Below are 25,435 nucleotides of genomic sequence, written 5' to 3'. Positions count from 1 at the left end.
GACCGGCCGGCTCAGGTCTTGCGGCGGTAGGCGCGCACCGCGAGCGGCGCGAACACCGCCAGGATCACCACCGACCAGATCAGCGTCTTGATCACCGGTTCGGCGACCGCGCCCTGGCCGACCATCAGGCCGCGGGCGGCCTGCATCGCGTCGGCGACCGGGTTGACCTTCACCCACGCCTGCAGCCAGCCGGGCAGGGTGTCGGTCGGCACGAGCACATTGGTGCCGAAGGTCAGCGGGAACATGATCACGAAGCCGAGGCCCTGCACCGCTCCGGGCTCCCGGACGACCATGCCGAGCAGCACGAACATCCAGCTGAAGCAGAACGCCAGGAACATCACCAGCAGGCAGGCGGCGACCGTCTCGGCCAGCGAGGTCTCGACGCGGAAGCCGAGCAGGTAGCCGAAGCCGATCATCACCACGATCGACACGACGAACCGGATCATGTCGCCGAGCACCCCGCCGATCAGCGGCGCCGACCGCCCGATGGGCAGGCTGCGGAACCGGTCGAAGACCCCCGTCTTGATGTCGGTGTTGAGGCTGACCCCGGTCGGCGCCGACGCGAACAGCACGTTCTGCACCATCAGCGCCGGCAGCAGGAACTGCATGTAGTCGTGGCGCGAGCCGGCGATGGCACCGCCGAGCAGGTACACGAACAGCACGATGAAGATGATCGGCTGCAGCGTGACGTCGAGCAGCTGCTCCGGCGTGCGCATCGTCTTGATCAGGCTGCGCCGGGCCATCACCAGGCTGTGCCGGACCAGGCCTAACGGCCGGGCCGGAATGGCGGGGATGAACGGCGCGCCGTCCGTGGCCGCGGTGCGCGTCGTCGTGGGCGTGGTCGTCATGCCGCCACCTCCTGGCGCTCGCGGGTCAGCGTGAAGAACACCTCGTCGAGGCTGGGCAGGTGCAGCGACAGCTCCATCACCCCGATGCCGGCCTCGTCCAGCCGGCGCACCACCGCGGTCATCGCGCTGTCGTCGGTGACCGGCACCGACAGCACCCCGCGCCCGTGCGACTCCGGCTGGTTGCCCGACACGGCGGACAGGATCGTCGCGACCGTGTCCAGGTGCGCCGGGTCGGTCGGGCGCACGCTGATCGTCTGCCCGCCGACGATGTGCTTGAGCTGGGCGGGCGTGCCGTGGGCGATGACCTTGCCATGGTTGAACACCGAGATGTTGTCGGCCAGGGCGTCGGCCTCTTCCAGGTACTGCGTGGTCAGCAGCACGGTCGTGCCCTCCTGCACCTGGGCGCGGACCATGTTCCACACGTCCTCGCGCTTGGCCGGGTCCAGGCCGGTGGTCGGCTCGTCGAGGTAGACCACGGCGGGCCGGCCGACCAGGCTCGCGGCCAGGTCGAGGCGGCGCCGCATGCCGCCCGAATAGGTCTTCGCCGGGCGGTTCGCCGCCTCGGTCAGGTCGAACTCCGCGAGCAGGTGCGCCGCCCGCGTCTTGGCGTCGCGCGCCTTCAGGTCGAGCAGCTGCCCGATGAGCACCAGGTTCTCGGTGCCGGTCAGGTCCTCGTCGACCGAGGCGAACTGGCCGGTCAGCCCGCTGATGCGGCGGACCGCGGCCGGGTGGCGCACCACGTCGTACCCCCCGACGACCGCCTGCCCCGCGTCGGGGCGCAGCAGCGTGGCCAGGATGCGCACGGCGGTGGTCTTGCCGGCGCCGTTCGGCCCCAGGACGCCGAGCACCGTGCCGGGCTCGGCGGCCAGGTCCACCCCGTCCAGCGCGATGGTCTTGCCGAAGCGCTTGACCAGGCCGGTGGCCTGGAAAGCGAAGCTCATGGCGTGTTCCCCCTGTGATGTCCAGTCCTGCGCATGCAGCATGCGCCACGCCGCTGTCAAACCGCGCACAGCACCCTGTCATCACCCGATTCCCGCATCCTGGACGCGAGTTGACGGGCGTGCGCCCGGATCGGGAACATCGGTGCCATGGCGCCGCTGACTCAATGCTGTTGCCGCTAGAGCCTTCGCTCGCGGCGCGCCGGGCAATTCCTTCACAGCAGTGCCTCTCGCCTGCTTTAATTCCTATCTAGTACGTGCGAAAACTGGAGAAATGGCATGGTCATCGCCACAACCGTCACCCGCGCCGCGGACATGCTGTCCACGGCCCGCGCATACGCCGCGTCACCCGACGACTGGCCGTTCGCGCCCCGCTTCGACCCGCAGCGCCGCTGGTACGGCCGCCTCGCCGTGGCCGACGACCACGAGGTCTGGCTGCTCACCTGGCTACCCGGCCAGGGCACCGACCTGCACGACCACGGCGGCTCCGGCGGCGCCTTCACCGTCTACTCCGGCGAGATCGTCGAGCAGACCGTCCGCGCCGGGGAGCTGGTCAACACCGCCTACACCGAGGGGGAGGGCCGCCGCTTCGGCGCCCACCACGTGCACCGCGTCGTCAACACCGGCACCCGCCCGGCGGTCACCGTGCACGCCTACGGCCCGGCGCTGACCGCCATGACCCGGTACCGGCTGCACGACGGCCGGCTCACCGTCGAGTCGATCACGAAGGCGGGGGCGGACTGGTGACCGCGGCCACCGGCACGCTCCCCGGCCGCAGCATCGACGACATCCTCGCGGAGGCCCGGACCCGCCTCGCCCGCCTCGACGCCGACCAGGCCCGCCTGGCCGCCGCGGAGGGCGCCGTGCTGGTCGACATCCGCCCGGCCGCCCAGCGCGCCACCGAGGGCGAGATCCCGGGCGCGCTGATCATCGAGCGCAACGTGCTGGAGTGGCGCTTCGACCCGCGCAGCGACGCCCGGCTGGACATCGCCGACCGCTTCGACCTGCCGGTCGTGGTGTTCTGCTCGGAGGGGTACACCTCGTCGCTGGCCGCCGCCGCCCTGCAGGACCTCGGGCTGCACCGGGCGACCGACCTGGCCGGCGGCTTCCACGCCTGGAAGGCGGCCGGGCACCCCGTGACGGAGGCCGCGACTACGCTGGCAGGGTGAAGCTCAAGCTCGACCTCCACGACATCTTCAACCGCAGCGGCGACATCGAGCGCGCGCTGCGCGGGATCATCGACGAGGCGGTGGCCAAGCGGGCCACCCTCGTCGAGATCATTCCCGGCAAGGGGTCGGGCGCGCTCAAGAAGCGCGTGCTGCGCTTCCTCGACCAGCGCGAGATCAAGGCGCTCTACCACCGGGTCGAGAAGGACTCCGACAACTTCGGCCGCCTGTTCGTCCACTTCCGCTGGAACGAGTCCCCCGGCCGCCGGCGCTGACCCGCGCTAGAAGGCATCGGCGGCGTCCGCCAGGTGGCAGACCGCGACCAGCCGCAGCACCGTCCAGTCCGCGTTCTTCCAGTCCACGCTGTCCGGGGTCGGCAGCGGGCGCCCGTGGCGCTGGTGCACGGCGATGACCGACCGGGCGTAGCCGGCCAGCGAGATCGAGTCGATCGCCTTCCCGGCCGCGACCAGGCTCTCCCGCACCGCCGCGGCGTGCTGGTCGACCTGCGCGAGCAGGAACGGCTGTGCCAGGGCGGCGACCAGCCCGTCGACGCCGACCATGGCCATGACCTGGTCGAGGTAGAAACGGGCGTCGAGCTCGGCGGTCGCCAGGTAGCCGGCGTCGAACCGCGCGTCGGCGGGCGCGGCGGGGGTGAGTTCGTTGCTCATGGACGATGACGCTAGGCAGTCCGCGGCCCGATTTGGTCGGCAACAACCGACCGGCACCCGTTCATGACCCGGAGCACTCCGTTCGGGGTACATCACGCTGCGCGGCGGGCCGATGGCGGTGCGGTCAGCCGACGATCTGGAATGCCCAGGGGTAGGCGTCGTACCCGGTGGTCACGATGTCGTGCTGGGTCGAGCCCTCGTAGGAGTCCTGCCCCTCCATGATCTTGATGATGACGCGGCCGCCGTCCTTGAGGGTGATCCGGCCGTCGTGCACGGCGGCGGTGCAGACCGAGGAGTCGGTGGTGTATGTGCCGGTGCCCCACACCGTGCCGATCGCGCCGTCGGACGGGCAGTCGTAGGCGACCGTGGTGCCGGCGTGGCCGTCGTAGTCCGCGGCGGTCGTCGTCCAGTCGACGCTGTCGTGCACGACCTCGGCGGTGACGGACGAGCCGTCGTCGCCCGAGTCGCCGCTGCCGCCGCCGCCCAGCTTCGTCACGCCCCATACGCCCAGGCCAATCACGGCGACGACCACCACGATGGCGGCGACGAGCAGGCCGGCGCGCCGTCCCTTGCCGCTGCCGGTCGCCGTGGTGGGCGCGGCACCCGGAGGTGGCATCGCCGCCGCGCCGATCTGGACACCGGGCACGGGACCGGGGCCCGGGGGCGGGACGGCCGGACCCGGGGGATTGGCCGGCCCGGTCGGTGGAACGCCGGTGGGCGGCGGCGCCGGGTAGCCCGTCACGGGCATCGAGGCGAACGCGGGCGACACGGGCGCCGCCGGCGAACCCCCACCCGACGAGGGCACCGCGGATATCGGCATGCCGGGCGGGCCGGAGACGGGCGCCGGCCCGTAGCTCGGCGGCGCCATGCCGGCGGTCTGACCCCCGCCGGCGTAGGTGCCGGCGGTGTAGGCCCCGGAGGTGTATGTGGGTGCGGTGGTGGCCGCGAACCCTGGGGCCGGTGGGGCCGCGCTTCCCGTTGACTGCGGGAGCGTGAACTGCAGCGAAGCCCCGACGGCTCCCTGCGCCACCACCAGTTCCGGCTGTTCCACGACGGTCGGGGCCTTGCCGAGGGCCTGGTGCAGCAGCGTGGCGACCAGCGGAATCCGGCTGCCGCCGCCGACCAGGAACACGCCGTCGATGCCGGCGACGCCGACGCCGGAGGCGGCGATCGCGGCGCGGGTGGCGGTCACCGTGGCGGTGAGGATGGGGCGGGCGAGCTGCTCGAACTGGTCGCGGCCGAGCGGCACGTCGGTTTCGAGGGCCGGCAGGTGGATCATGGTGGCGGCGGTACGGGAGAGCATCTCCTTGGACGCGCGGACGTCGTCCCACAGCAGGCGGTGCGCGCGGCGTTCGGCGCTGGTGCCCGGATGGGTGAGCCGGCGCCAGGCGTCGGGGTTGCCGGCGGCGTGCGCCGCGCCGAGGTACCCCACGATCGCCGCGTCGATGTCCAGCCCTCCGCTGGTGCTCAGCCCCTCCGCCGCGAGCACCTCGAACGTCCCGCCGCCGTGGCGGACCACGGACGCGTCGAAGGTGCCGGCGCCCAGGTCGTACACCACGAAGGAAGAACCGGGCAGCGAGCTCGGTGCCTCGGAGCCGGACAGGGTCAGGAAGACCTGCGCGGCGGCGACCGGCTCCGGCACCAGGGTCACGGCGCCGAGACCGGCGCGCTCGGCGGCCGCCTGCAGGACCCCGCGGCGGGTGTGCGCCCACGCGGCCGGACAGGTGACGGTGACCGGCCCGAGCAGCCCGCCCGTGACCCGCCGCGCCTCGCCGGCGACCCGGGCGAGCACCGAGGCGATGAGGTCGACCGTGGCGACCTCGCGGTCACCGAGCAGGACCACGGGTTCGTCGATGCGCCGCTTGGGATTCGGCTCGTACCGCTCCGGGCTGATCCGCGCCGCGTGCATCGCGTCGCGCCCGACGAGCAGCCCCGACTGCGGGTCGGCGTACACCGCCGAGGGCAGCGTCGGCGAGCCGTCGAAGAGCAGCGGCCGGACGTGTCCGTCGGGCCAGGCCAGCATCGCCACGGTGTTCGAGGTACCGAAGTCGACCCCGAGCCGGTACTCTCGCGCATCCACAGCGCCAATATACGGACAGCTCACGGCCCAGCGATCGGCTCAATGGGTCCGCTTTCCGCCCTTGACGGGTGCGGTCGCATCCGATAGACCGGCAGCCTCTTTGCAAAGTTATCCACAAGAAAAAAATCTTGGTGGTGGTACCGCCCAGAGCCTCCTTAGGCTCAACACATGACAGTCGATGTGGCGAAGCCGTCGGCGTTCACCGTCGACGATCTGTGGAGAGTCCCAGCCGCGGTGGCCCGCCGAGCCGGCCGCGCGGCACTGGACGCGCAACGAGCCCTGAGCGCCATCCTGGAGCGCACCGAGGTCCCCGTCGTGCTCCGCGACGACGGCCGCCTGACCTTCTTCCCCCACGACCCGGCCGACGTGGCCGCAATCCGCGCCGCCCAGTCCGCCGCCCGCGCCGTCCACGCCCACCTGCTCGGCCTCCTCCGCAGCCCCCGAGCCCCGTAACCTCCGCCCGCGCCCGGCGCCCCGCGCCCCGCGCCCGCGCCCCGCGCCCCGCGCCCCGCGCCCGCGCCCGCGCCCCGCGCCCGCGCCCCGCGCCCGCGCCCGCGCCCGCGCCCCGCGCCCGCGCCCCGCGCCCGCGCCCGCGCCCCGCGCCCGCGCCCGCGCCCGCGCCCCGCGCCCGCGCCCCGCGCCCGCGCCCCGCGCCCGCGCCCGCGCCCGCGCCCCGCGCCCGCGCCCGCGCCCCGCGCCCGCGCCCCGCGCCCGCGCCCCGCGCCCGCGCCCCGCGCCCCGCGCCCGCGCCCGCGCCCGCGCCCCGCGCCCGCGCCCGCGCCCCGCGCCCGCGCCCCGCGCCCGCGCCCGCGCCCGCGCCCGCGCCCCGCGCCCCGCGCCCGCGCCCGCGCCCCGCGCCCGCGCCCGCGCCCCGCGCCGCGTCCCGCGCCGCGCCGCCGCGCCCCGCGCCGCGCCCCCGCGCCCCGTGCCCGCCTGCTCCGCCTCCTCCGCAGCCCCCGCGCCCCGTAGCCTCCTCCCGTGCCCCGCTGCCCGCTGCCCGCCCGCAGCGGGGCCGAGTTCGCGGCGGGGCCGGGCTTGGGGCGGCGCTGAGTTCGCGGCGGGCCGAGCGTGGGGCGGGCCGAGTTCGCGGCAGGGCTGAGCTCGTGGCAGCGCTGAGCTCGCGGCCCGTTGGCCTCCATGAAGCGTCTCTCGCTGCCGTCCGCGCTCCGCGGTGGCGCCGAGCCCGCGTCTGGTCCGCTTCATGAGGCGCGGCCCGCGTGCCGTCCGCCGGCATGCGCCACGGCCCGAGGGTTGCCCCGGCGGGCGGGGCGGGTAGCCACCGCAGCTGGGCGTCGATGGTCGTCGGTGGGGAACGACAGTCATCGGCGCCGACCCGGGGGGCGGCGCGACAGGGCGAATTTTCCGGATATATCGCCCAACGGGCGAACTATCCGACCTGCCCGCCGGTGCGGGGCGGACGAATGTCTCCGTGATCATGATGTCCGTCCTCGCCGCACCGCGGGTTTTTCATGATCCTGGAGACATTTGGTACACGGGTGTACATCAACACTCCGTGATCATGAAAAACCGTTGGTGTCGCTGGCGGGTGCGCATGATCACGGAGACTTATGGTCGCTGCGCCGTGCTCCGCGGGTGCGGCGTCCGCACTGTGGGACGTGGTCGCGGATCGTGCTCGCCGTGGACGTTGGGCCGTGTGGGCCGCGCGGGTCGGCATTGCGTGTGCCGGGCCGCGGGGGGCATCCGTGTGGTGTCAGGGCCCGGTCCCCGGCGGTCGGGCCCCCGCCGAGGACCGGGCCGCCTGCGGCCCCGTTTGGCGCATCCGACTCATCCGGCAATGGCGGACAATACGCGATTTCATCGATATTCGTAATGGTCGACAGGGGTGCGGCATGATGAGCGCGTGTACGAGTTGGACGTTGTGGCGCCGGATAGTCTCGGGCGGTTCGTGTACCGCTGGTACGGGGCGCCGGACCGGGCCGCCGTCGAGGTTGAGGTGCCGGGTGTTCCCGCGGCGCTGGTGGAGTGGCACCGCATCGCGGCGCGGTATTCGTACCCGCTCAGCCGCGATCATGTCATGCTGCCGCTCGACCCCGGGCGGGACGGTGGCCTGGTCCGGTTCTGGGAAGGTGCCGACGACTGGTACGGGTTTCGGGCCGGGGAGGCGGACCCGGAGGTCGTCGAGAACGGTGAGCTGCCGACCGGGCTGACGTTGTCGCGTTTCCTGGTGTACGCCGCTGTGTACGAGGCCACGTACGCGCCGCTGCACGGGCTCGTGTTCATGAACCCGCCGGCCGGTCAGCTGCGGGGGGTCAAGGTGCGGCTCCGGGAGCTCGACGACGGGCTCTGGCAGTGGCCGGACCCCGGCACCCGGTACTTCGGCGACGACGACCTGCTCGCCCACCTCGGGCCGGATCGGATCGTGATCGCCGGTCGCCACCGCGACGCGCTCGGGCGCTTCGACGGGCTCGGGGTGCCCTGGGACTGGGACACCCGCACCCTCTGACCGGCTCGCACCCCCTGAGTGGCTCGCGCGCCTGAGTGGCTCGCGCGCCTGAGTGGCTCGCACCCCCTGAGTGGCTCGCGCGCCTGAGTGGCTCGCGCACGTGAGCGGCCTGCGCACGTGAGCGGCCTGCGGACCCGGCCGGTGCGGGGCGTCAGGGCAGGTGGACGAGCATGGCGCAGACGTCCTCGTCGTCGGGGACGTTCAGGCTGGTGGTCAGGTGGGTCACGACAGCGTCGAAGTCGGTCAGGTCGATGTGCTCGGCGGCGCGGCGGACCAGGTCCAGGCCGCCGCTGCGGCGGCGGTCGCCGCGGGGGCGGGAGCCGGTGTACTGGCCGCCGGTGTAGAACAGGACGCGGTCGCCGGGGGCCAGGGTGAGGGTGGCGTCGGTGTACCGCATCTCGGTGACCTCGCCCAGCGGCAGGCCCAGCGGGCCGGACAGGACCTGGCCCTGGCCGTCGGCGTTGTAGCGGATCGGGGCCACCTGCCCGGCGGCGGCCCAGCGCAGCTCGCGGGTCGCGGGGGAGTAGCGGGCCACGACCAGGCACGCGGTGTGCTCGACCTCCATCGCGCAGAGCATCGCGTTCACCGCGGTCAGGATGTCGCCGGGAGGCAGGTCCAGGGTGGAGTACGCGCGCACCGCATACCGCAGGCGGGCCGCGGTCGTCATCGAGGACAGGCCGCGGTCGTCGACGTCGCCCAGCACCAGGATGGTCCCGCCGCCGGGGATGGGGGTGGCGTCGTACCAGTCGCCGTCGACCGTGCCGACGCGCTCGGGGGAGCGGCAGCGGCCGCAGATCTCGACGCCCTCCAGGTGGCCCAGCTCCGGGTCGGTGGGCAGGAGCGCCTGCTGCAGGGCCTCCGCGGCGCGGCGCTCGTCGGCCAGGCGGTGGCGCTGGGCGGCCAGGGCCTCCTCGGCGCGGCGCAGGCGGGCCTCGACCGCGCGCTCCTCGGTGACGTCCTGGACGGTACCGCGGATGGCGGTGACCTTGCCGGTCTCGTCGAAGATGGGCTCGGCGGTCAGCCGGAGCCGGCGGCCGTTGACCCGGCCGGCGCCGCGGACCTCGGCGAGCAGCTGCTTGCCCTCGACGATGGTGCGGCGCACGGCGTCCTGCACGGCGAGCAGGTCGTCGGGGTGGACGCTGGCGGGCAGTTCCTCGACCGGGATCCGGCCCGCGTCGCGGCCGCGGGCGGCCTGGCCGGCGGTGAAGAGCCGGACCAGCTCGGGCGAGCAGCGCGGCTCCGGGTCGCGCAGCTCCCAGCAGAACGAGCCGATGCCGGCGATGCGCTCGGCCTGCAGCAGCTGGTCGTACAGCAGATCGGCCTCGGTGGCGACCCGCCAGACGGCGAAGACCCGGTCCCACAGCCGCACCGCGTGCACGGTGAGGGCCTGCGGGGTGGGCACGCCGTCGGTGCGCGGGTCGGCGCGCAGGCCCTCGAGCCGGCGGGGCTGGCCGTCCTGCAGTACCCGGGCGAACTCGGGCAGCAGCGTGGCACTGCCCAGCGCCGGGTACGCGGCCAGCAGCGTCGCCTCGTCCGGGTCCACCCGGGCGATCGAGAAGATCTGCCGGGCCAGGCCGTTGGCGTACTCCACCCGGAAGTCGACCAGCTGCCCGTCGTCGTACACGGGGGAGAGCAGCGCGCCGGGGGTGTGCAGCGCGTCCACGACGGTCGGCAGCCACACCTGGGCCGGCGCCGCCTGGCCGGTCTCCTCGCCGGGCACGTCGAACCAGGCGCTGGCGATCTCGTCGCCGATGAGCGCGTCGACCTGCCGGGCCACCGGCTCCAGCAGGGCGGTGACGTAGCGGCGCAGCTCCTCGCCGTCGGGCAGCCCGTCGGCCCAGGTCAGCAGGATGCCGCCGATGACCCGCTCGCCCGAGATCAGCGGCGAGGCGAGCAGGGTCTCGCCGGCGAACGGTACCTGACCCATGACGGGAAACCGCCGGGCGAGCTCATCGCCGGTGGACAGCCACAGGGTCTCCACGTCCTGGACCGCCACCACCAGCGGCAGGCCCGGGTCCGGGGGGATGCGGGACCAGCGGCTGCGCACCTCGCCGGGCACCCCGTAGGCGCCGACCACGCGCTGCGCGCCGTCGGCGTCGAGCCGGGTCAGCAGCGCCGAGGTCGGGGCCGGCCAGGCGGTCGGCGCGGTGCCGAGCACCTCGCAGATCTCGTCGTAGCCGCGGGAGGCCGCGATCCGGGCGCCGAGCAGCTGGTGCTGCGACTGCAGCGCCTCCACCTCGGGCGGGCGGCTGGCCCGTTTGCGGGCACTGGGCGGTACCACATCGGGCTTTTCGGGTTTTTGAACCACGGCCCGGCTGCGCGCCACGTGCTGGCGCAGCTCGTCGTCGATGAGGTTCACCACATCGGGCGCGTTCGGGTCCGGCGAGGTGGTGCCCACGATCGCCGCGGCGACCTCGATCAGCTTGATGTTGGTGCGCTGGGAGAGCCGCACGAGATGGTCGAAGCCCTGGTCGGGGGTGATCCCGAGCCGCTCGACGAGCACACCCTTGGCCTGCTCGATGACGGCGCGGTTCCGCATCGCGGTGCGCACCCCGGTCAGCTCGGCGCGCAGCTTCGCGACCAGCGCGGCGAGCGCCTCGGCCGGCTCGGCGCTCGCGCCCTCCGCGGGGGCCCTGTCGACCATGTCCTGCCTCTCTCGTCGGTGCGCGCCGCTCACGGCTCGCCCGTTGATGTTTACCACCTACCGGCCCGGGTAGGGGCGGAGGCAGGTAAGCGCAGTCTGCTGGGTGGAGGTCGGTGTCTTGAGGATCGCCCTGGTCTCCGCCCAGGCCAGCCCGCTCGCGCTCGGCGGCCCGGGCACCAGCGGCCGGCACACCCACGTGGCGGCCCTGTCCGGGGCACTGGGGCGGCTCGGGCACGAGGTCGTCGTGTACGTGCGGCGGGAAAGCTCCGGCGGCCCCGACGCGGTGGAGCTCGCGCCCGGCGTCACAGTCGAGCACGTGCCCGCCGGTCCGATCAGGCCGATCGCCCCCGACGCGCAGCTGCCGCTGATGGGCGACTTCGGCCGCGCCCTGGCCGCCCGCTGGGCCGGCGGCGACGCCCCCGACGTCCTGCACGCGCACTACTGGCTCTCCGGCCTCGCCGCGCTCACCGCCACCGCCGAGGACCGGCGGCCGGTCATCGTGACGTACCACGGCCTGGCCACCGCCGAGCGCCGCCACCTGCCCGCCGACGGCAACGGCCGCGCCGGCCCGCGGGCGGGGCTGGAGCGCACCCTGGGCTCGCTCGCCGACCGGGTGGTCGCGCAGAGCGAGGACGAGGTCGCCGAGCTGGGCAAGATGGGTGTCCGCCGCTCCGGTACCGTCATCGTCCCGTCCGGCGTGGACGTGGACCGCTTCACGCCCGGCGGCCCGTCCGCCGACCACCGCCGCAGCGGCCTGCGCCGCATCCTCAGCGTCGGCTCGCTGGTCGCGCGCAAGGGCTTCGCCGACCTGATCGAGGCGCTGCGCCGGGTGCCCGGCGCCGAGCTGGTGCTGATCGGCGGCCCGGACCCGGCCCACCCCGAGCGCGGCGTGGAGCTCGAGCGCGACCCCGAGGCGCGACGGCTGCTGCAACTGGCCGACCGCCACGGCGTCGCCGACCGCCTGCGCATCATCGGCGCGGTCACCCAGGACGAGCTGCCCGCCTGGTACCGCTCCGCCGACGTGCTGGCCTGCGCCCCCGCGTACGAGCCGTTCGGCCTCACCCCGCTGGAGGCGATGGCCTGCGGCGTGCCGGTGGTCGCCTACGAGGTCGGCGGGATCGCGGAGAGCGTCATCGACAACGTCACCGGGGTCCTGGTCCCGCCCCGCGACACGACCGCCCTGGCCGCCGCCCTGCGCGGTTTGCTCGGTGACGAGGTACGCCGGATGAGCTTCGCCAGCGCCGCGATCGACCGGGTCCGGTCCCGCTATACATGGGAACGCACGGCGAGCGACCTCGAACGGGTGTACCGCTCGGTGACCGGCGCCGACGCCGAACCCCCCGTCCTGGAGGAGTCCGACGAGGACGATCTCAGCGAGGTCAGCTCTTAGGCCCATTCGGGTGCCCACCTTGCCCTTGGTGTGTTGGAGCGGTACGTTGAGCAGACCGCATCATCCGAACGGCTGATTATAGATCGGCTAAAAGGTTACGGATGGCAGGCGTTCGAGACCAGGGCGCCCGATCGGTCCAATGCTGCACGCCTGGGCAGGCAGGGGGATCCCCTCATGACCGCCACCGCTCACTCCCGCACGACCACCAAGCAGACCGACGCCGCCGCGCAGGCACTGCTCACGCTGCTGGCCGACCTGCCGGCCGGCAGCCCCGACCGCGCCCGGATCCGCGGTCGGATCATCGAGCTGTACCTGCCGCTGGCCGAGTATCTGGCCCGCCGCTTCCGCAACCGCGGCGAGCCGATCGACGACCTCAACCAGGTCGCCGGCGTGGGCCTGATCAAGTCCGTGGACGGCTACGACCCGACCCGCGGCGCCGCGTTCACCAGCTACGCGATCCCGATGATCGTCGGCGAGCTCAAGCGCCACTTCCGCGACAAGGGCTGGGACGTGCGCGTGCCGCGCCGCCTGCAGGAGTTGCGCCTGGAGATCAGCAAGATCTCCGGCGACCTCGCCCAGGAACTGGGCCGCTCCCCGACGATCGCCGACCTCGCCACCCGCCTGGACGTCGGCGAGGAGGAGATCATCGAGGGCCTCGAGTCCAGCCACGCGTACCGCGCCTTGTCCATCAACGCCCCCGCCGGCACCGAAGACTCAGGCGCCGAACTGGCCGACCTGCTCGGCACCGCCGACCGCGCCTTGGAGGCCGTCGACGACCGCGAGTCCCTGCGCCCGCTGCTGGCCCGCCTTCCGGTCCGCGAGCAGCGGATCATCGCCCTCCGCTTCTTCGGCAACCTCTCCCAGACCCAGATCGCGGAGCGCCTGGGCATCTCCCAGATGCACGTGTCCCGCTTGCTGGCCCGCGCCTTGACCTTCCTCCGCGGCGAACTCACCGACCACCTCTGACCCCCCTCCCAACTCCGCCCCGCGCCCCCGCCCCGCGCCCCCGCCCCGCGCGTCCGCGCCCCGCGGGCCTCTGCGCCCGCGCCCTGCGCGCCGCCCATGCCCCACGCGCCTGCGCCGCCTCCGCGCGCCGCGTCCGCGTCCGCGTCCGAGCCCGTGCGCGCCCCGCGTCCGAGCCCGCGCCCGCGCGCCCCGCGCCCGCGCGCCCCGCGCGCCCCGCGTCCTAGCCCGCGCGCCGCGCGCCGCCGGTGTCCGCGCCTCCGCGTCCGCCCTCCACGGCTCCGCGCCCCGCGTCCGAGCCCGCGCTGCCCGGCAGGTGGCCGCTCGAGAACCCGGCGCCTACGGCGCGTGGCCGGGTGCCGGTCCGCGACGGCCCCCGCTGTTCCGTTAAGTCGGGCGCTCCGCGCCCCGACTTAACGGATTTTTCTCCCGACAGGGCATAAGTCCGAAAAGTCGCGGCGCGGAGCGCCCGACTTTTCGATGTAGCGCCGGAAGGCTCGCCTGCGGACAGGAACCTCGATGCGGGCGGGCGGGCGGCCGGCCGAACAGATGTCTCCGTGATCATGCATGACGCCGCGGCCGCACCATGGGTTTGCCATGATCGTGGAGACATTTGGTACACAGGGGTACATGTTCGCTCCACGATCATGAAAAACCGTTGGTGTCAGCGGTGGGTGCGGCATGATCACGGAGACTTCCGGTCGCTGCGCTGTGCTCCGCGGCGTGCAGCGCCCGCCGAGCGGGACCCGCGCCGCGTCCGCGCGCCGCCTCCGCGTCCGCGCGCCGCCTCCGCGTCCGCGCGCCGCCTCCGCGTCCGCGCGCCGCATCCGTGCTGTCCCGTGTCCGTGCGGCTCAGCCCTCCGCGTCCGGGTCCGTGCGGCTCGGGCTCCCGACCGGGCGCTGGCGCCGCGGTCGTGTGGCAATGGCGGGTCAGGCGGGGGTCAGGGCGGGGGAGACGGAGAGCTGGTAGACGTTGTAGGCCTGCTTGATCACCGGGTGGGCCACGTTGCGGACCGGGACGCCGCCCGGGGTGGTGCCGCGCTCCGAGCCGGCGTGGGCGTGGCCGTGGACCGCCAAGGCCACGTCGGGGGCGGCGTCGATGGCCTGGGCCAAGTGGTACGAGCCGAGAAACGGATAGATCTCCAGCGGCTCGCCCAGCAAGGTCTCGGGGACCGGAGAATAGTGGGTCAGCGAGATCCGCACGTCGCAGTCCAGTTTCGCCAAAGTGCTGCCGAAGCGGGCGGCCAGCTCGCGGCCGTGGCGGGTGAAGGCCTTCATCTCCGGCTCGCCGAACTCGCTGGCGCAGGCGCCCGCGAAGCCGCCGCCGAAGCCCTTCGTGCCGGCGATGCCGATCCGGACGCCCGCGCAGTCCAGGACGGTGCCGGTGCACTCCAGGACGGTGAGGCCGGCGTCCTGGAGTACCGCCGAAACCTCCTCCTGCGCGTCGGCGTGATAGTCGTGGTTGCCGAGGATCGCCACCACCGGCACGGGCAGGGCGCCGAACTCGCGCGCCACGCAGCGTGCCTCCTCGGCCGTGCCGTGCCGGGTCAGGTCGCCGGCCAGCAGGAGCAGGTCGGCCTTGTCCGCCAAGTGTTCCAGTGCCGGGCGGTAACGGCCCACCACATCCTGGTCGAGGTGCACGTCGCCGACGGCGGCGACCCGGACGCAGGGGCTCACAGCTCCTCCACCTCCTCGGGCTCGTGCACGCGCGTGAGCCCGATGTTGCAGTGTATGGGCAGGTCAGGGAAGGCCTCGGTGACGACCTGGCAGATCAGGTCGCGCCGCTCGGTGCTCTCCACCTCGCCGACCAGGCTGACGCCCGACTCGGTGCGCACGAACCGGATTCCCTGCTCGGCGATGCGCTCGTCCTCGGCGAGCAGATGCTGCAGCTCGCCCTCCAAGTACTGGTCCACGGCCATGACAGGTCCCCCCTCAGACTGCGGCCGACAGGGCGCTGGCCTCGGCGAGCGACATGACGCCGAGCCGGTCGATCAGGAACAGGAAAGCATGGGCGTACGGCGAGTGGGCCGTTTCCCGGTAGACGCGTGGCCAGTCGATCTGCTCCCGCAGTGAGCGGGCCACCGGCAGGCCGCGCGCGAAGTCGCAGTAGTGCGCCGACCACGTGAGGACCTTGTGGATCATCAGCTCGGTGGCGGAGAGGACCGGCATGTGGCAGGCGTTGACCGCGATGACGTCGGTGTCGCGCAGGGTCGCGTCGGTCACCGGGCGCTGTACCGGGCAGAAGATGAAGTCGATGAGCAGGTCGCCCTGCTCGGTGGCGTCCCAGGCCTTCACCAGCCAGCCCTCCGGCGGCACCTCGCCGCGGAAGCCGACCTCGGACAGCGCGCTGAGCACCCGCTCGGAGTCTTCCTGCTTGATGAGGAAGTCGATGTCGTGGTCGACGGACTCGCCGCCGCGCGCGTACACCGCGAAGCTGCCCGCCAGGCAGAAGGGGATGCCCGCGTCCTTGAGGTGGAACGCGGCCTTCTTGAGCGTGGCGATCAGCGGCTGCCTGTCCTCGGAAACTGCCATGAATAGCGGCTTACCCGCGCAGTCAATCCGTCACACGCGCCGATTCGAGCAGCGCGCCGAGCCGCGCCAGCTCGGGCGGCGGGCAGGCCGAGCGCAGCCGCGGGAACAGCTCGGTCTCCTCCTCCTGCAGGTGCAGCCGCACCGCGTCGAAGAGCGCCGGCGGCGCCAGCGCGGCGAAGGACGCGTGCTCCGCCGCCTGGTACGCCGCGATGTCCGGCCCGGCCGGCAGGTACTGCCGCAGCGCCGGGTGCAGGAAGCGCCGCTCGGCCCCGGCATGGCGGTCCAGGGCGGCCCGGGCCGCGTCCAGGGCGGCGCGCCGGGCCTCCTCCGTCGGCGCGGTCTCGACCTCGGCGATGAGCGACTCCAGCCGGCGGTGCGCGGCGGTGAGGAGGTCGATGAGATCCGCCGGCATGGAGCAGGCGTACCCAAACCGGGCACGCGTTAACCGAAGCCTTCCCCAATCGCTCGCACGTGTGTTCGAATGATCCCTCATGGAGCGCAGAAAGCACTGGTGGAACGGCACCTGGGGGCGGCTCGCCCGCCGCGACATATATCTGTTCGAGGACGCCGGCACCTGGTGGGTCGAGTCCCGGGAGGGCGGCGCGGAGGGGCGCAGCCGCCGCTACGAGTTCTCCGACGAGTACACCGCCATGGACTGCGTCTCGGGCCTGCTCGCCCAGCCGGGCAACTGGCGGGAGATCACCTGAGCGCAACGGATCGCCGCCCATTCGCCGTACAAGACAAGAAACACGCGCCAAGAAGCACCGAATCGCAATGGTTCGCCGTTCAAAGGGACCCTAGTTTGGGAGGATGAGCCGTCGCTACCTCATGTGCCGCCCGACGTACTTCGCGGTGGACTACGCGATCAACCCGTGGATGGACCCGGCCGCGCCGGTCGACACCGAGCGGGCCGTGGCGCAGTGGACGGCGCTCCACGAGCTGTACCGCTCCCTGGGCCACACCGTCGACCTCATCGACCCGGTGCCGGGCCTGCCCGACATGGTCTTCGCCGCCAACGGCGCCACGGTCATCGACGGGCGGGTCTACGGCGCGCAGTTCCGCCACCCGGAGCGCGCCGACGAGGGCCCGGCGTATCTTGCGTGGTTCGCCCGCAACGGCTTCGAGGTGCATCCCGCGAAGGCGGTCAACGAGGGCGAGGGCGACCTGCTGCTCGCCGGCGAGGTCCTGCTCGCCGGCACCGGGCTGCGCACCGAGCACGCCGCGCACGCCGAGGCGCAGGAGCTCTTCGGCCGTCCGGTGATCACGCTGCAATTGGTCGATCCGCGGTACTACCACCTCGACACCGCGCTGACCGTCCTGACGCACACCGGCACGCTCGGCAACGTCGCCTACTACCCGGGGGCCTTCTCCCCGGGCAGCCAGGAGGTGCTGCGCCGGCTGTATCCGGACGCCGTGCTCGCCACCGCCGAGGACGCCGCCGCGCTGGGCCTCAACGCCGTCAGCGACGGCCACCGGGTGGTCCTGCCGTCCGCCGCCACCGGCCTGGCCCGGCGGCTAGCGTCGAAGGGGTTCCAGCCGGTGCCGGTCGACGTGTCCGAGTTGCACAAGGCCGGCGGCGGTCCGAAGTGCTGCACCTTGGAGGTCCGTTCATGACCAGCGTCGCAAACCGCACGGGCCCGGCCGTCGAGGAGGCGGAGCGCCACACCGCCCACAACTACCACCCGCTGCCGGTCGTCATCGCCGAGGCGGAGGGCGCCTGGGTCACCGACGTCGACGGCCGGCGGTATCTCGACTGCCTGGCCGGCTACTCGGCGCTCAACTTCGGCCACCGCCACCCGGCCCTGATCGCCGCCGCGCGCGAGCAACTCGACCGGGTCACGCTGACCAGCCGCGCGTTCCTGCACGACCAGTTCGGCCCGTTCTGCGCCGACCTGGCCAGGCTGACCGGCAAGGACCTGATCCTGCCGATGAACAGCGGCGCCGAGGCGGTGGAGACCGCGATCAAGGTGTCGCGCAAGTGGGGGTACCGCGTCAAGGGCGTCCCGGACGGCCGGGCCACGATCGTCGTGGCCGAGCACAACTTCCACGGCCGCACCACGACGATCGTCAGCTTCTCCACCGACCCGGAGGCCCGCGCCGACTACGGCCCCTACACCCCCGGCTTCCGGATCGTGCCCTACGGCGACCTCGACGCGCTCGCCGCCGCGATCGACGAAACCACGGTGGCGGTACTGCTGGAGCCGATCCAGGGCGAGGCCGGCGTGCTCGTCCCGCCCCGCGGCTACCTGCCCGGCGTGCGCCGGCTGTGCACCGAGCGCGGCGTGCTGTTCGTCGCCGACGAGATCCAGTCCGGCCTCGGCCGCACCGGCACCACCTTCGCCTGCGACGACGAGGGCGTCGTGCCCGACATGTACGTGCTGGGCAAGGCCCTCGGCGGCGGCATCGTCCCGGTCTCCGCGGTCGCGGCGAACCGTGACGTCCTCGGCGTGCTGCGCCCCGGCGAGCACGGCTCCACCTTCGGCGGCAATCCGCTGGCCTGCGCCGTGGCCCGCGCGGTCATCGCCCTGCTGGAGACCGGCGAGCCGCAGCGCAGCGCCCGCGAGGCCGGCGAGCACCTGCACCGCCGCCTCGGCGCGCTGGTCGGTCACGGCCTGACCGCGGTCCGCGGCCGCGGCCTGTGGGCCGGCATCGACATCGACCCCGCTCTGATGACCGGCCGCGAGGCGTGCGAGCGCCTGATGACCCGCGGCGTGCTGGCCAAGGACACCCACGGCTCGACGCTGCGCCTGGCCCCGCCGCTGTTCGTCACCCGGGCCGACATCGACGTCGCCGTTGACGCCCTGGCCGAGGTGCTCAAGCATTGACCGGGTGACGGCTCGGGACTGGGTCGCGTGGCACGCGGCCTACGACGACGACACCTCGGACCTGGCCCGGCGGCTCCGGCGCGTCCAGGCCTGCCTCGACGACTGGCTGGACGAGCGCCCGGAGCCGCTGCTGCGCGTGGTCAGCGCGTGCGCCGGCGAGGGCCGCGACCTGCTCGGCGTGCTCGAGCGGCGGGCCGACGCCGGCCGGGTCCGCGCCCGGCTGATCGAGTTCGATCCGGGCATCGCCGCGGCCGCCCGCGCCGCCGCGGCCGGGCTGGCCGGCGTGGAGGTGGCGTGCGCGGACGCCGGCGACCTGGCGTCCTACGCGGGTGCCGTTCCCGCCGATCTGGTACTCCTGGCCGGCGTCCTGGGCAACATCACCGACGACGACGCCCGCGCGACGATCGCCGCGCTGCCGGCCCTGTGCGCCGAGGGCGCCACGGTGATCTGGACCCGCGGCCGCGCCGGCCGGGACGTGACCCCGGCGCTGCGGGCGTGGCTGGCCGCGGCCGGCTTCGCCGAGCGGGCCTTCCACGCGCCCGGCGACAGCCCCTTCAGCGTCGGCGTGCACCGGTTCGACGGCCGGCCGAGGCCGCTGCCCGCGGCCGGCCGGATCTTCGCGTTCATCGCTTGAGCAGCCGGGTCAGCCAGCCGCTCGTGCGCTGCTCCGGGATCGCGGGCGGCAAGGGTGCCGGCGGGCGCACCGGCGGAATGGCCACCGTCCGCGGCTGCGGCTGTGGTGACTGTGGCTGTGATGGTGGGGGCTCGGCGTGGGCGACGGGGCAGCGGGCGGCGGCGGGGGCGATCGGGGAGCGGCCGCGGTGGCCCAGCTCGCGGGCGTCCGGGTCCAGGTAGAAGTTCGGGCGCTGGTCGGCCTCGGTGTAGTACCGGTGGAACACGCCGGTCGTCGCCCCGCTCAGCGGCGGCACGATCCACGACCAGTCGGCCGGGGCGGTGCGCCCGGCCCGCTCCTCGCTGGCCACGTGGGCCAGGAAGCGCTCCGACTCGGTGTGATGGTCGCTGATCCGGGCGCCGGCCTGGTCGAAGGAGTAGAGCACCGCCCGGTTCAGCTCGACCAGCGCCTGGTCCTTCCACAGCGAGCGCTCCGTGGCGGTATCCAGGCCCATCCGCGCGGCGACCAGCGGCAGCAGGTTGTAGCGGTCCGGGTCGGCGAGGTTGCGGGCGCCGATCTCGGTCCCCAAATACCAGCCGTTGAACGGGGCGAGCGGGTAGTCCACCCCGCCGATCGTCAGGCGCATGTTGGAGATCGCCGGGATCGCGTGCCAGCGCAGGCCGAGTTCGGCGAACCAGCGCAGCTCCGGGTGGACGATCGGCACCTCCCAGACCGCGTCCTCGGGCAGTTCGTAGAGGCGCACCGTGCCGTCCGGCGACTCGATGGCCAGCGGCAGCACGTCGAACGGGTTGTCGGGCTTGCCACGCCAGCCGTACTGCTGCAGCGTCTCGGTGAACGCGACGTACCGCGGGTCGCCGACCACCGTGCCGTCCGGGTGGCGGTGCCCGGCGTAGCGGATCAGCTGCTCGTTCCACAGCCGCGGGGCCGGGCGGCCGGGCAGGTGCGGCGCGAAGATCGAGATCACCGGGCGGATCACGCTGCGCTCGCGCTGGCCGGACAGGCGCAGGTGGCGGACCAGCTCCTCGAACATCGCGTCGGGCGCGACCACCTTGCGCAGGTCGCGCACGACCAGGCTGCGCCAGTACAGCCGGCCGATGCAGCGGCTGGCGTTGCGCCACGCCACCCGGGCGCCGAAGACCAGCTCGGCGTAGGTGTGCACATACGTACCGGTCGCGGCGATCTCGTCGCGCACCCGGGCTAATCGTTCGCGGCCGTCGCCGCGCTGCTGCTGTTCGTGGTGGAAGAGATCGAGGAACTCCTCGGCCTCGGCGGGGTCCACGGCCGCATGGGGATCCCACTGCGGCCCTGGCGTGTTGCGGTATCCGGGCACACTCACACCGCCTACCTCCCAACGGCTCCGGTGGGGCAAGGTCCCCATGGTGTCGGTGGGAGGGGCGGCGAGATCGCACACCGTGTGCGGGTGACACCGCACTGTGCAAGTTGCAGACGGTCAGCCCGACGAGACCCTGCGCAGCCGGGCGAGGTACGTCTGGGCGACCACGACGACCGCGATGAACGCCCCGCTGATGACCGTCTGCCAGTTCGAGGTGACCGTGCCGATCTGGTTGATCAGGTTCTGGATCACCTGCAGCAGCAGCACGCCGGCGATGGTGCCGCCGAGCGTGCCGGCGCCGCCGGTCAGCAGCGTGCCGCCGATGACGACCGCGGCGATCGCGTCGAGCTCCATGCCGGTGCCCAGCACCGTGACGCCGGAGCCGAGGCGGGCCGCGTTGATCGCGCCGGCCAGCCCGGCCAGCATGCCGGAGAGCACGTACACCCGCACCTGCGTGCTGCGGATCCGCACGCCCATCAGCCGGGCCGCGTCCTCGCTGCCGCCGATGGCGTAGACGGACTGGCCGAAGCGGCTGCGGTACAGCAGCAGCATCCCGGCCGCGAACAGCACCAGCACCAGGTAGACCGGGTAGCCGATGCCGAACAGCTCGCCCGTGCCGAAGTGCTTGAAGCTGGCGGTCTTGACCAGGTACGTCGTCCCGCCCTCGTCGGACAGGGCCAGCATCAGGCCGCGGGCCCCGAGCAGGCCGGCCAGCGTGACGATGAACGGCGCCAGCCGGGCGTAGGCGATGATCAGGCCCTGCGCGAGGCCGAACACCCCGCACACGAGCAGCGGCAGGGCGAACGCGGCCCAGGTGCCGTATTGCGACGCCCACGCCGAGAGGACCCCGCCGAGCACGTACAGCGAGCCGACCGACAGGTCGATGCCCCCGCTGATGATCACGAACGTCATGCCCAGTGCGATCAGCGCCGGCGGCGCGGCCGAGATGAGCACCGTGCCGGCATTGCCCCAGGTGCGGAAGGTGTCGAACGACACCACTCCGACGATGATCACCAGCGCGAGCACGGCGAGCGCACCCTGCCGCTGGACCAGCTCGATGATCCGTTCGGTCCGCTGCGCCGAGGACTCCGACCGCTCCACATGCGCCGGGGGCGTTGCCACGGTCTGGCTCATCGGGTCCTCCGTTCCCGGGCCGCGTAGACGGCGACCAGGATGATCACGGCCTGGACCATCTGCGCGGTCGAGTCCCGCAGGTTGTTGGCGATCATGGTGGCGGTGAGCAGCTGCATCAGCAGCGCGCCGGCGACGGTGCCGAGCACGCGGACCCGGCCGCCGGTCAGCGGCGTGCCCCCGACGACCACGGCGGTGATCGCGGACAGCTCGATGAGCAGCCCGATCCGGGAGGCGTCGGCGGAGCCGATCCGGGAGACCTGGATGATGCCGGCGATCGAGGCGAGCACGGCGCTGATGATGTAGACGGTCACCAGGACCCGGCGGACCGGCACGCCGGCCAGCACGGCGGCGGGCCGGTTGTCGCCGATGGCCAGCAGCCGCCGGCCGAAGACGGTCCGGCGCACCACGAACCCGATGACGAGGGCGAGCACGGCGGCGATCCAGACCGTGTACGGCACGCCCAGCGCCTGGTCGGTGCCGATGGCCAGGAAGGTCTTGTCGTGGATGTCCTTGTAGCGGCCGCTGGAGAGCACCAGCGCGATGCCCCGCCCGGCGACCAGCATGGCCAGCGTGGCCACGATCGGCTGCAGCCCGACGAACGCCACCAGGCCGCCGTTGACCAGCCCGATCACCAGGCCGCCGACGAGGGCGAGCAGGATCGCCGGCACGGTGCCGTAGCCCAGGTACAGCGGGATGATCGCCGCGCCGAGGGCCATCACCGAGCCGACCGAGAGGTCGATGCCCTCGGTGCCGATCACCAGCGCCATGCCCAGTGCCACGATCACCACGGGGGTGACCTGGACCAGCTGGATGCGCAGGTTGGACCACTCGAGGAAGTTGTCGGTGTAGACGATGTTGAACAGCACCAGCACCAGCAGCGCCACGTAGACGCCGTAGGCCGGCAGCAGCTGCCGCCAGCGGGCCGCCGCGGCCGGGGCGGCCGCCCGGGGCTGGGTCGTCGCTTCACTCATGACGCCGCCACGGCGATCACGTTCATCAGATGCTCCGTCGTGACCTCGTCGCCGCGCAGCATGCCCACGACGGCGCCATCCCGCAGTACCACCACACGATCGGAACCCTCGATGAGCTCCTCGGCGTCGGAGGACACCAGCACCACCCCGAGGCCCTCGGCGGCCAGCTCGTCGATGAGGGCCTGCACTTCGGCCTTCGCCCCCACGTCAATGCCCCGGGTCGGCTCGTCCAGCAGCAGCACCTTCGGCCCCGTGGCCAGCAGCCGGGCCAGCAGCACCTTCTGCTGGTTGCCGCCGGAGAGGTCGCCGACGCGCTGGTTGGGCCCGGACGCCTTGATCCGCAGCCGGGTCATGAACTTCTCGACGATCTCGTCGATGCGCCGCTCCGACACCACGCCGGCGGTGGACAGCCGGGGCAGCATCGCCAGGGCGATGTTCTCCCGCACCGACAGTCCCAGCGCGATGCCCTCGGCCTTGCGGTCCTCGGGCTGCACCGCGATGCCCGCCCGCAGCGCGCTGACCGGCGTGGGGCGGCGCAGCACCCGGCCGTCGACCTCGACGCTGCCGCCGTCCAGCGGCAGGGCGCCGGCCACCGCCTTGATGGTCTCGCTGCGCCCGGCGCCGAGCAGGCCGCCGAGCCCGACCACCTCGCCGGGCTGCACCTCGAAGCTCACGCCGGTGAGCCGGTGCCGGCTGGTGAGGCCGGTGGCCCGCAGGATCGGGGTGCCGCCGGCCGCCTCGTGCTCGCCGGCGAAGCTGGTGAACGAGTGCCCTGATTGCCCCGCCGACACCGGCCGGCCGAGCATGTGCGAGACCAGCTCGACCCGGTCCAGGTCGGCCAGGCGACCGGCGTGCACCAGCCGGCCGTCGCGCAGGATCGTGACGCTGTCGCAGATGCGGTACAGCTCGTCGAGGCGGTGGCTCACGTAGACGATGCCGACGCCGCGCTCGTGCAGCCGGTGGATGACCCCGAAGAGGGTCTCCACCTCGCGCGGCTCCAGCGAGGAGGTCGGCTCGTCCATCACCACGACCTTGGCGTCGACCATCACCGCCCGGGCCAGCGCCACCATCTGCTGCGCGCCGAGCGGCATCAGGCCCAGCGGGCGGCGCACGTCCGACGTGATGCCGTAGCCCGCCAGGATCTCGGCCGCCTCGCGGTTCATCCGGGCGACGTCGACCAGGCCGATCCGGGTGCGCGGCTCGCGGCCCAGGAACAGGTTGCGCGCCACGCTCATCAGCGGGACGAGGTTGACCTCCTGGTAGATGGTGGAGATCCCGGCCGCCTGCGCGTCGAGCGGGCCGCCGAAGCTCACCGGCGCGCCCAGGAAGCGCACCTCGCCCGCGTCGGGCCGGTAGACGCCGGTGATGACCTTGATCAGGGTGGACTTGCCGGCGCCGTTCTCGCCGACGAGCGCGTGTACTTCGCCCGCGCGCAGCGTGAACGAGACGTCGTCGAGCGCCCGCACGCCCGGGAACTGTTTGCTGACCCCGGCGACCTCGAGCAACGAGTCGGACATGTTGCCTCTTTCCGCGATGAAGGCCCAGGCCGGGAGTGTCCGGCCTGGGCCTGTCGCTGTAAAGGGTTCAGTACGCGAGGCCCAGGTCCGACTGCGCGTTGGTGGAGTCGTACTCGCGGTCGGAGATGATGATGTTCTCCGGGATCGACCCACCGTCGAAGAACTTCTGTGCGGTGGAGAAGGAGAGCGGGCCGAAGCGCGGGTTGGACTCGATCACCGCGTAGATCCAGCCGTCGACGATGCCCTGCACGGCACCCTTGGTGCCGTCGACGGTCACGATCTTGACGTCGCCGGCCTTCTTGCTGGCGCCCTTGAGCGCGGTGACCGCGCCGAGGGCCATCTCGTCGTTCTCGGCGTAGATGCCGTTGATGCTCGGGTTGGCCTGCAGCAGCTGCTCGGCGGTCTTCTGGCCCTCCTCGCGGGAGAACTGGCCGGTCTGCTCGAACACGATCTTGATGCCGGGCGCGACCTTCGCGATCTCGTCCTTGAAGCCGCTCGTGCGCAGCGTGGTCACGTTGTTGCCCGGCGCGCCCAGCAGGATCGCCACGGTGCCGGTGTTGTTCAGCGCCTTGGCCATCTTGTCGGCGGCCCGCTTGCCCTGCTCGGCGAAGTCCGACCCGATGAAGGTCAGGTAGTCGGTGCAGCTCTTCGCGTTGATCTTCCGGTCAATGGTGATGATCGGGATCTTCTTGGCCGACGCCTTGGCGAACACCGAGTCCCAGCCGTCGGAGTTGAGCGGGGCGACGATGAGCAGCTGCACGCCCTGGTCGATCAGGGTGCTGACGTCGGTGATCTGCTTGTCGAACTTCGAGTCGGCGTTGGTGGTCTTGAGGTGATCGGCGGGGATGCCCAGCTTCGCCGCCTCGTCCTTGATGGACTGGGTCTCGGCGATGCGGAACGGGTTGGCTTCCTTCTCCGACTGCGAGAAGCCGATCGTGGCCGTCTTCAGGTCGATCTTGGTACCACCGTACTGCTGGAGGGTGCAGGACGCGCCGCCGGCGTCGGCGGACTTCGTGGCCTGCGCGGCGGCGGACGCGTTCGCCGTCGAGGACGAACCGGCGTTGTCGTCCTCGGACTTCGCGCAGGCCGACATCAGCAGGGCCGCGGCGCTGAGCACGGCCAGAGCGGGCCGCCAGCGGCCACGCGTGGTGATCATTGGGTCACTCCCTTGTGCGAGGGGTGGGACTGGGGTGTCTGTGCGGGCACCTCCATCGAGGTGTATCGCATTCACTCATCCTCCAACTTTTTCTGTCAAGACTTTCCACCGACCCGCCCAAAACCAAACACCAACTGTCACACGGTCGAGACCTGGGCGATGCCGTACCGAC

General features: G+C 73.0%; 25 protein-coding genes. 11 read left to right on the top strand and 14 right to left on the bottom strand.

Features of this window, described 5'->3' with window-relative positions; all coding sequences use genetic code 11:
* Positions 1 to 11: 11 nt before the first annotated feature.
* Entirely contained in the window at positions 12 to 848 is an 837-nt protein-coding gene (locus ACQPXD_RS46460) for an ABC transporter permease (protein WP_432829896.1), read from the bottom strand.
* Positions 845 to 1,789 carry an ATP-binding cassette domain-containing protein gene (locus ACQPXD_RS46455; RefSeq protein WP_432829894.1) on the bottom strand — a complete coding sequence of 315 codons (945 nt, stop codon included), beginning with the start codon at positions 1,787 to 1,789 and terminating at the stop codon, positions 845 to 847. The genes ACQPXD_RS46460 and ACQPXD_RS46455 overlap by 4 nt, the downstream gene beginning before the upstream one ends.
* Positions 1,790 to 2,065: 276 nt before the next feature.
* Here ACQPXD_RS46455 and ACQPXD_RS46450 point away from each other — a divergent pair, with 276 nt between their 5' ends.
* From ACQPXD_RS46450 to ACQPXD_RS46440, 3 genes are read left to right on the top strand one after another with little or no spacing between them, the layout of a single operon-like run.
* On the top strand, positions 2,066 to 2,533 hold the full coding sequence (locus ACQPXD_RS46450) for a cysteine dioxygenase (RefSeq protein WP_432829892.1): 468 nt from the start codon (positions 2,066 to 2,068) through the stop codon (positions 2,531 to 2,533).
* Positions 2,530 to 2,955 (top strand): rhodanese-like domain-containing protein, encoded by a 426-nt coding sequence (locus ACQPXD_RS46445; RefSeq protein WP_432829890.1) that lies wholly within the window; start codon positions 2,530 to 2,532, stop codon positions 2,953 to 2,955. The genes ACQPXD_RS46450 and ACQPXD_RS46445 overlap by 4 nt, the downstream gene beginning before the upstream one ends.
* A complete protein-coding gene (locus ACQPXD_RS46440) occupies positions 2,952 to 3,227 on the top strand; it encodes a Smr/MutS family protein (protein WP_432829888.1) in 276 nt (91 codons plus the stop codon). The genes ACQPXD_RS46445 and ACQPXD_RS46440 overlap by 4 nt, the downstream gene beginning before the upstream one ends.
* Before the next feature lie 6 nt (positions 3,228 to 3,233).
* Here the strand turns inward: ACQPXD_RS46440 and ACQPXD_RS46435 are convergent, their stop codons facing one another.
* Positions 3,234 to 3,620: a DUF6401 family natural product biosynthesis protein gene (locus ACQPXD_RS46435; RefSeq protein WP_432829886.1), complete on the bottom strand. Its 387-nt coding sequence runs from the start codon at positions 3,618 to 3,620 to the stop codon at positions 3,234 to 3,236.
* A 124-nt stretch (positions 3,621 to 3,744) separates the two neighbouring features.
* On the bottom strand, positions 3,745 to 5,700 hold the full coding sequence (locus ACQPXD_RS46430) for an Hsp70 family protein (protein ID WP_432829884.1): 1,956 nt from the start codon (positions 5,698 to 5,700) through the stop codon (positions 3,745 to 3,747).
* 168 nt (positions 5,701 to 5,868) lie between these two features.
* On the opposite strand from ACQPXD_RS46430, the gene ACQPXD_RS46425 reads away from it, so the two are divergent.
* Positions 5,869 to 6,153, top strand: a complete 285-nt coding sequence (locus tag ACQPXD_RS46425) for a hypothetical protein (RefSeq protein WP_432829882.1) — start codon at positions 5,869 to 5,871, stop codon at positions 6,151 to 6,153.
* A 1,408-nt stretch (positions 6,154 to 7,561) separates the two neighbouring features.
* Positions 7,562 to 8,164, top strand: a complete 603-nt coding sequence (locus ACQPXD_RS46420; RefSeq protein ID WP_432829880.1) for a hypothetical protein — start codon at positions 7,562 to 7,564, stop codon at positions 8,162 to 8,164.
* A gap of 151 nt (positions 8,165 to 8,315) precedes the next feature.
* On the opposite strand, the gene ACQPXD_RS46415 is transcribed toward ACQPXD_RS46420, so the two are convergent.
* Positions 8,316 to 10,808, bottom strand: a complete 2,493-nt coding sequence (locus tag ACQPXD_RS46415; protein WP_432829878.1) for a SpoIIE family protein phosphatase — start codon at positions 10,806 to 10,808, stop codon at positions 8,316 to 8,318.
* 118 nt (positions 10,809 to 10,926) lie between these two features.
* Between ACQPXD_RS46415 and ACQPXD_RS46410 the strand changes: the two genes are divergently transcribed.
* Together ACQPXD_RS46410 and ACQPXD_RS46405 are read left to right on the top strand one after the other, a co-directional pair.
* Positions 10,927 to 12,198, top strand: a complete 1,272-nt coding sequence (locus ACQPXD_RS46410; RefSeq protein WP_432829876.1) for a glycosyltransferase — start codon at positions 10,927 to 10,929, stop codon at positions 12,196 to 12,198.
* A 174-nt stretch (positions 12,199 to 12,372) separates the two neighbouring features.
* On the top strand, positions 12,373 to 13,164 hold the full coding sequence (locus ACQPXD_RS46405) for a SigB/SigF/SigG family RNA polymerase sigma factor (protein ID WP_432829874.1): 792 nt from the start codon (positions 12,373 to 12,375) through the stop codon (positions 13,162 to 13,164).
* A gap of 927 nt (positions 13,165 to 14,091) precedes the next feature.
* Here the strand turns inward: ACQPXD_RS46405 and ACQPXD_RS46400 are convergent.
* From ACQPXD_RS46400 to ACQPXD_RS46385, 4 genes are read right to left on the bottom strand one after another with little or no spacing between them, the layout of a single operon-like run.
* Positions 14,092 to 14,838: a metallophosphoesterase family protein gene (locus ACQPXD_RS46400; protein WP_432829872.1), complete on the bottom strand. Its 747-nt coding sequence runs from the start codon at positions 14,836 to 14,838 to the stop codon at positions 14,092 to 14,094.
* Entirely contained in the window at positions 14,835 to 15,080 is a 246-nt protein-coding gene (locus tag ACQPXD_RS46395; protein ID WP_432829870.1) for a hypothetical protein, read from the bottom strand. The genes ACQPXD_RS46400 and ACQPXD_RS46395 overlap by 4 nt, the downstream gene beginning before the upstream one ends.
* 13 nt (positions 15,081 to 15,093) lie before the next feature.
* Complete coding sequence (locus tag ACQPXD_RS46390) at positions 15,094 to 15,693, bottom strand: nucleotidyltransferase family protein (RefSeq protein ID WP_432829868.1); 600 nt, start codon at positions 15,691 to 15,693, stop codon at positions 15,094 to 15,096.
* A gap of 22 nt (positions 15,694 to 15,715) precedes the next feature.
* The gene (locus ACQPXD_RS46385) at positions 15,716 to 16,105 is read right to left on the bottom strand and encodes a hemerythrin domain-containing protein (RefSeq protein WP_432829866.1); all 390 of its coding nucleotides are present in this window, start codon (positions 16,103 to 16,105) and stop codon (positions 15,716 to 15,718) included.
* 79 nt (positions 16,106 to 16,184) lie between these two features.
* Here ACQPXD_RS46385 and ACQPXD_RS46380 point away from each other — a divergent pair, with 79 nt between their 5' ends.
* The 4 genes from ACQPXD_RS46380 to ACQPXD_RS46365 all read left to right on the top strand — a co-directional run bounded on the left by ACQPXD_RS46380 (position 16,185) and on the right by ACQPXD_RS46365 (position 19,152).
* Positions 16,185 to 16,400, top strand: coding sequence for a hypothetical protein (locus ACQPXD_RS46380; RefSeq protein ID WP_432829864.1), 216 nt, complete (start codon positions 16,185 to 16,187; stop codon positions 16,398 to 16,400).
* 103 nt (positions 16,401 to 16,503) lie between these two features.
* The gene (gene ddaH / locus ACQPXD_RS46375) at positions 16,504 to 17,307 is read left to right on the top strand and encodes a dimethylargininase (RefSeq protein ID WP_432829863.1); all 804 of its coding nucleotides are present in this window, start codon (positions 16,504 to 16,506) and stop codon (positions 17,305 to 17,307) included.
* Entirely contained in the window at positions 17,304 to 18,518 is a 1,215-nt protein-coding gene (gene rocD, locus ACQPXD_RS46370) for an ornithine--oxo-acid transaminase (protein WP_432829861.1), read from the top strand. The genes ddaH and rocD overlap by 4 nt, the downstream gene beginning before the upstream one ends.
* A gap of 4 nt (positions 18,519 to 18,522) precedes the next feature.
* Complete coding sequence (locus ACQPXD_RS46365; protein WP_432829859.1) at positions 18,523 to 19,152, top strand: SAM-dependent methyltransferase; 630 nt, start codon at positions 18,523 to 18,525, stop codon at positions 19,150 to 19,152.
* Here ACQPXD_RS46365 and ACQPXD_RS46360 read toward each other — a convergent pair.
* The 5 genes from ACQPXD_RS46360 to ACQPXD_RS46340 all read right to left on the bottom strand — a co-directional run bounded on the left by ACQPXD_RS46360 (position 19,142) and on the right by ACQPXD_RS46340 (position 25,263).
* On the bottom strand, positions 19,142 to 20,488 hold the full coding sequence (locus tag ACQPXD_RS46360; protein WP_432829857.1) for a nitric oxide synthase oxygenase: 1,347 nt from the start codon (positions 20,486 to 20,488) through the stop codon (positions 19,142 to 19,144). The two genes, ACQPXD_RS46365 and ACQPXD_RS46360, sit on opposite strands and share 11 nt — an antisense overlap.
* A gap of 114 nt (positions 20,489 to 20,602) precedes the next feature.
* Positions 20,603 to 21,619, bottom strand: a complete 1,017-nt coding sequence (locus ACQPXD_RS46355; RefSeq protein WP_432829855.1) for an ABC transporter permease — start codon at positions 21,617 to 21,619, stop codon at positions 20,603 to 20,605.
* On the bottom strand, positions 21,616 to 22,590 hold the full coding sequence (locus ACQPXD_RS46350; RefSeq protein ID WP_432829853.1) for an ABC transporter permease: 975 nt from the start codon (positions 22,588 to 22,590) through the stop codon (positions 21,616 to 21,618). Before ACQPXD_RS46350 ends, ACQPXD_RS46355 begins: the two co-directional genes overlap by 4 nt.
* Positions 22,587 to 24,107 carry a sugar ABC transporter ATP-binding protein gene (locus ACQPXD_RS46345; RefSeq protein ID WP_432829851.1) on the bottom strand — a complete coding sequence of 507 codons (1,521 nt, stop codon included), beginning with the start codon at positions 24,105 to 24,107 and terminating at the stop codon, positions 22,587 to 22,589. Before ACQPXD_RS46345 ends, ACQPXD_RS46350 begins: the two co-directional genes overlap by 4 nt.
* A 67-nt stretch (positions 24,108 to 24,174) precedes the next feature.
* A complete protein-coding gene (locus ACQPXD_RS46340) occupies positions 24,175 to 25,263 on the bottom strand; it encodes an ABC transporter substrate-binding protein (RefSeq protein ID WP_432829849.1) in 1,089 nt (362 codons plus the stop codon).
* Positions 25,264 to 25,435 lie beyond the last annotated feature (172 nt).

The organism is Dactylosporangium sp. CA-092794, assembly GCF_050948465.1.
GTDB lineage: Bacteria > Actinomycetota > Actinomycetes > Mycobacteriales > Micromonosporaceae > Dactylosporangium.
Note: the sequence above shows the minus strand (reverse complement) of the source record. Positions and strands in the feature narration are given on the sequence as shown.

What these genes read in the sequence shown, in the direction of transcription:
- ACQPXD_RS46435 (WP_432829886.1), bottom strand. Translation starts at nt 3,620, where the DNA reads ATGAGCAACGAACTCACCCCCGCCGCGCCCGCCGACGCGCGGTTCGAC.
- ACQPXD_RS46415 (WP_432829878.1), bottom strand. Translation starts at nt 10,808, where the DNA reads ATGGTCGACAGGGCCCCCGCGGAGGGCGCGAGCGCCGAGCCGGCCGAG.
- ACQPXD_RS46355 (WP_432829855.1), bottom strand. Translation starts at nt 21,619, where the DNA reads ATGAGCCAGACCGTGGCAACGCCCCCGGCGCATGTGGAGCGGTCGGAG.
- ACQPXD_RS46460 (WP_432829896.1), bottom strand. Translation starts at nt 848, where the DNA reads ATGACGACCACGCCCACGACGACGCGCACCGCGGCCACGGACGGCGCG.
- ACQPXD_RS46405 (WP_432829874.1), top strand. Translation starts at nt 12,373, where the DNA reads ATGACCGCCACCGCTCACTCCCGCACGACCACCAAGCAGACCGACGCC.
- rocD (WP_432829861.1), top strand. Translation starts at nt 17,304, where the DNA reads ATGACCAGCGTCGCAAACCGCACGGGCCCGGCCGTCGAGGAGGCGGAG.
- ACQPXD_RS46350 (WP_432829853.1), bottom strand. Translation starts at nt 22,590, where the DNA reads ATGAGTGAAGCGACGACCCAGCCCCGGGCGGCCGCCCCGGCCGCGGCG.
- ACQPXD_RS46455 (WP_432829894.1), bottom strand. Translation starts at nt 1,789, where the DNA reads ATGAGCTTCGCTTTCCAGGCCACCGGCCTGGTCAAGCGCTTCGGCAAG.
- ACQPXD_RS46380 (WP_432829864.1), top strand. Translation starts at nt 16,185, where the DNA reads ATGGAGCGCAGAAAGCACTGGTGGAACGGCACCTGGGGGCGGCTCGCC.
- ACQPXD_RS46425 (WP_432829882.1), top strand. Translation starts at nt 5,869, where the DNA reads ATGACAGTCGATGTGGCGAAGCCGTCGGCGTTCACCGTCGACGATCTG.
- ddaH (WP_432829863.1), top strand. Translation starts at nt 16,504, where the DNA reads ATGAGCCGTCGCTACCTCATGTGCCGCCCGACGTACTTCGCGGTGGAC.
- ACQPXD_RS46450 (WP_432829892.1), top strand. Translation starts at nt 2,066, where the DNA reads ATGGTCATCGCCACAACCGTCACCCGCGCCGCGGACATGCTGTCCACG.
- ACQPXD_RS46385 (WP_432829866.1), bottom strand. Translation starts at nt 16,105, where the DNA reads ATGCCGGCGGATCTCATCGACCTCCTCACCGCCGCGCACCGCCGGCTG.
- ACQPXD_RS46345 (WP_432829851.1), bottom strand. Translation starts at nt 24,107, where the DNA reads ATGTCCGACTCGTTGCTCGAGGTCGCCGGGGTCAGCAAACAGTTCCCG.
- ACQPXD_RS46340 (WP_432829849.1), bottom strand. Translation starts at nt 25,263, where the DNA reads ATGATCACCACGCGTGGCCGCTGGCGGCCCGCTCTGGCCGTGCTCAGC.
- ACQPXD_RS46390 (WP_432829868.1), bottom strand. Translation starts at nt 15,693, where the DNA reads ATGGCAGTTTCCGAGGACAGGCAGCCGCTGATCGCCACGCTCAAGAAG.
- ACQPXD_RS46395 (WP_432829870.1), bottom strand. Translation starts at nt 15,080, where the DNA reads ATGGCCGTGGACCAGTACTTGGAGGGCGAGCTGCAGCATCTGCTCGCC.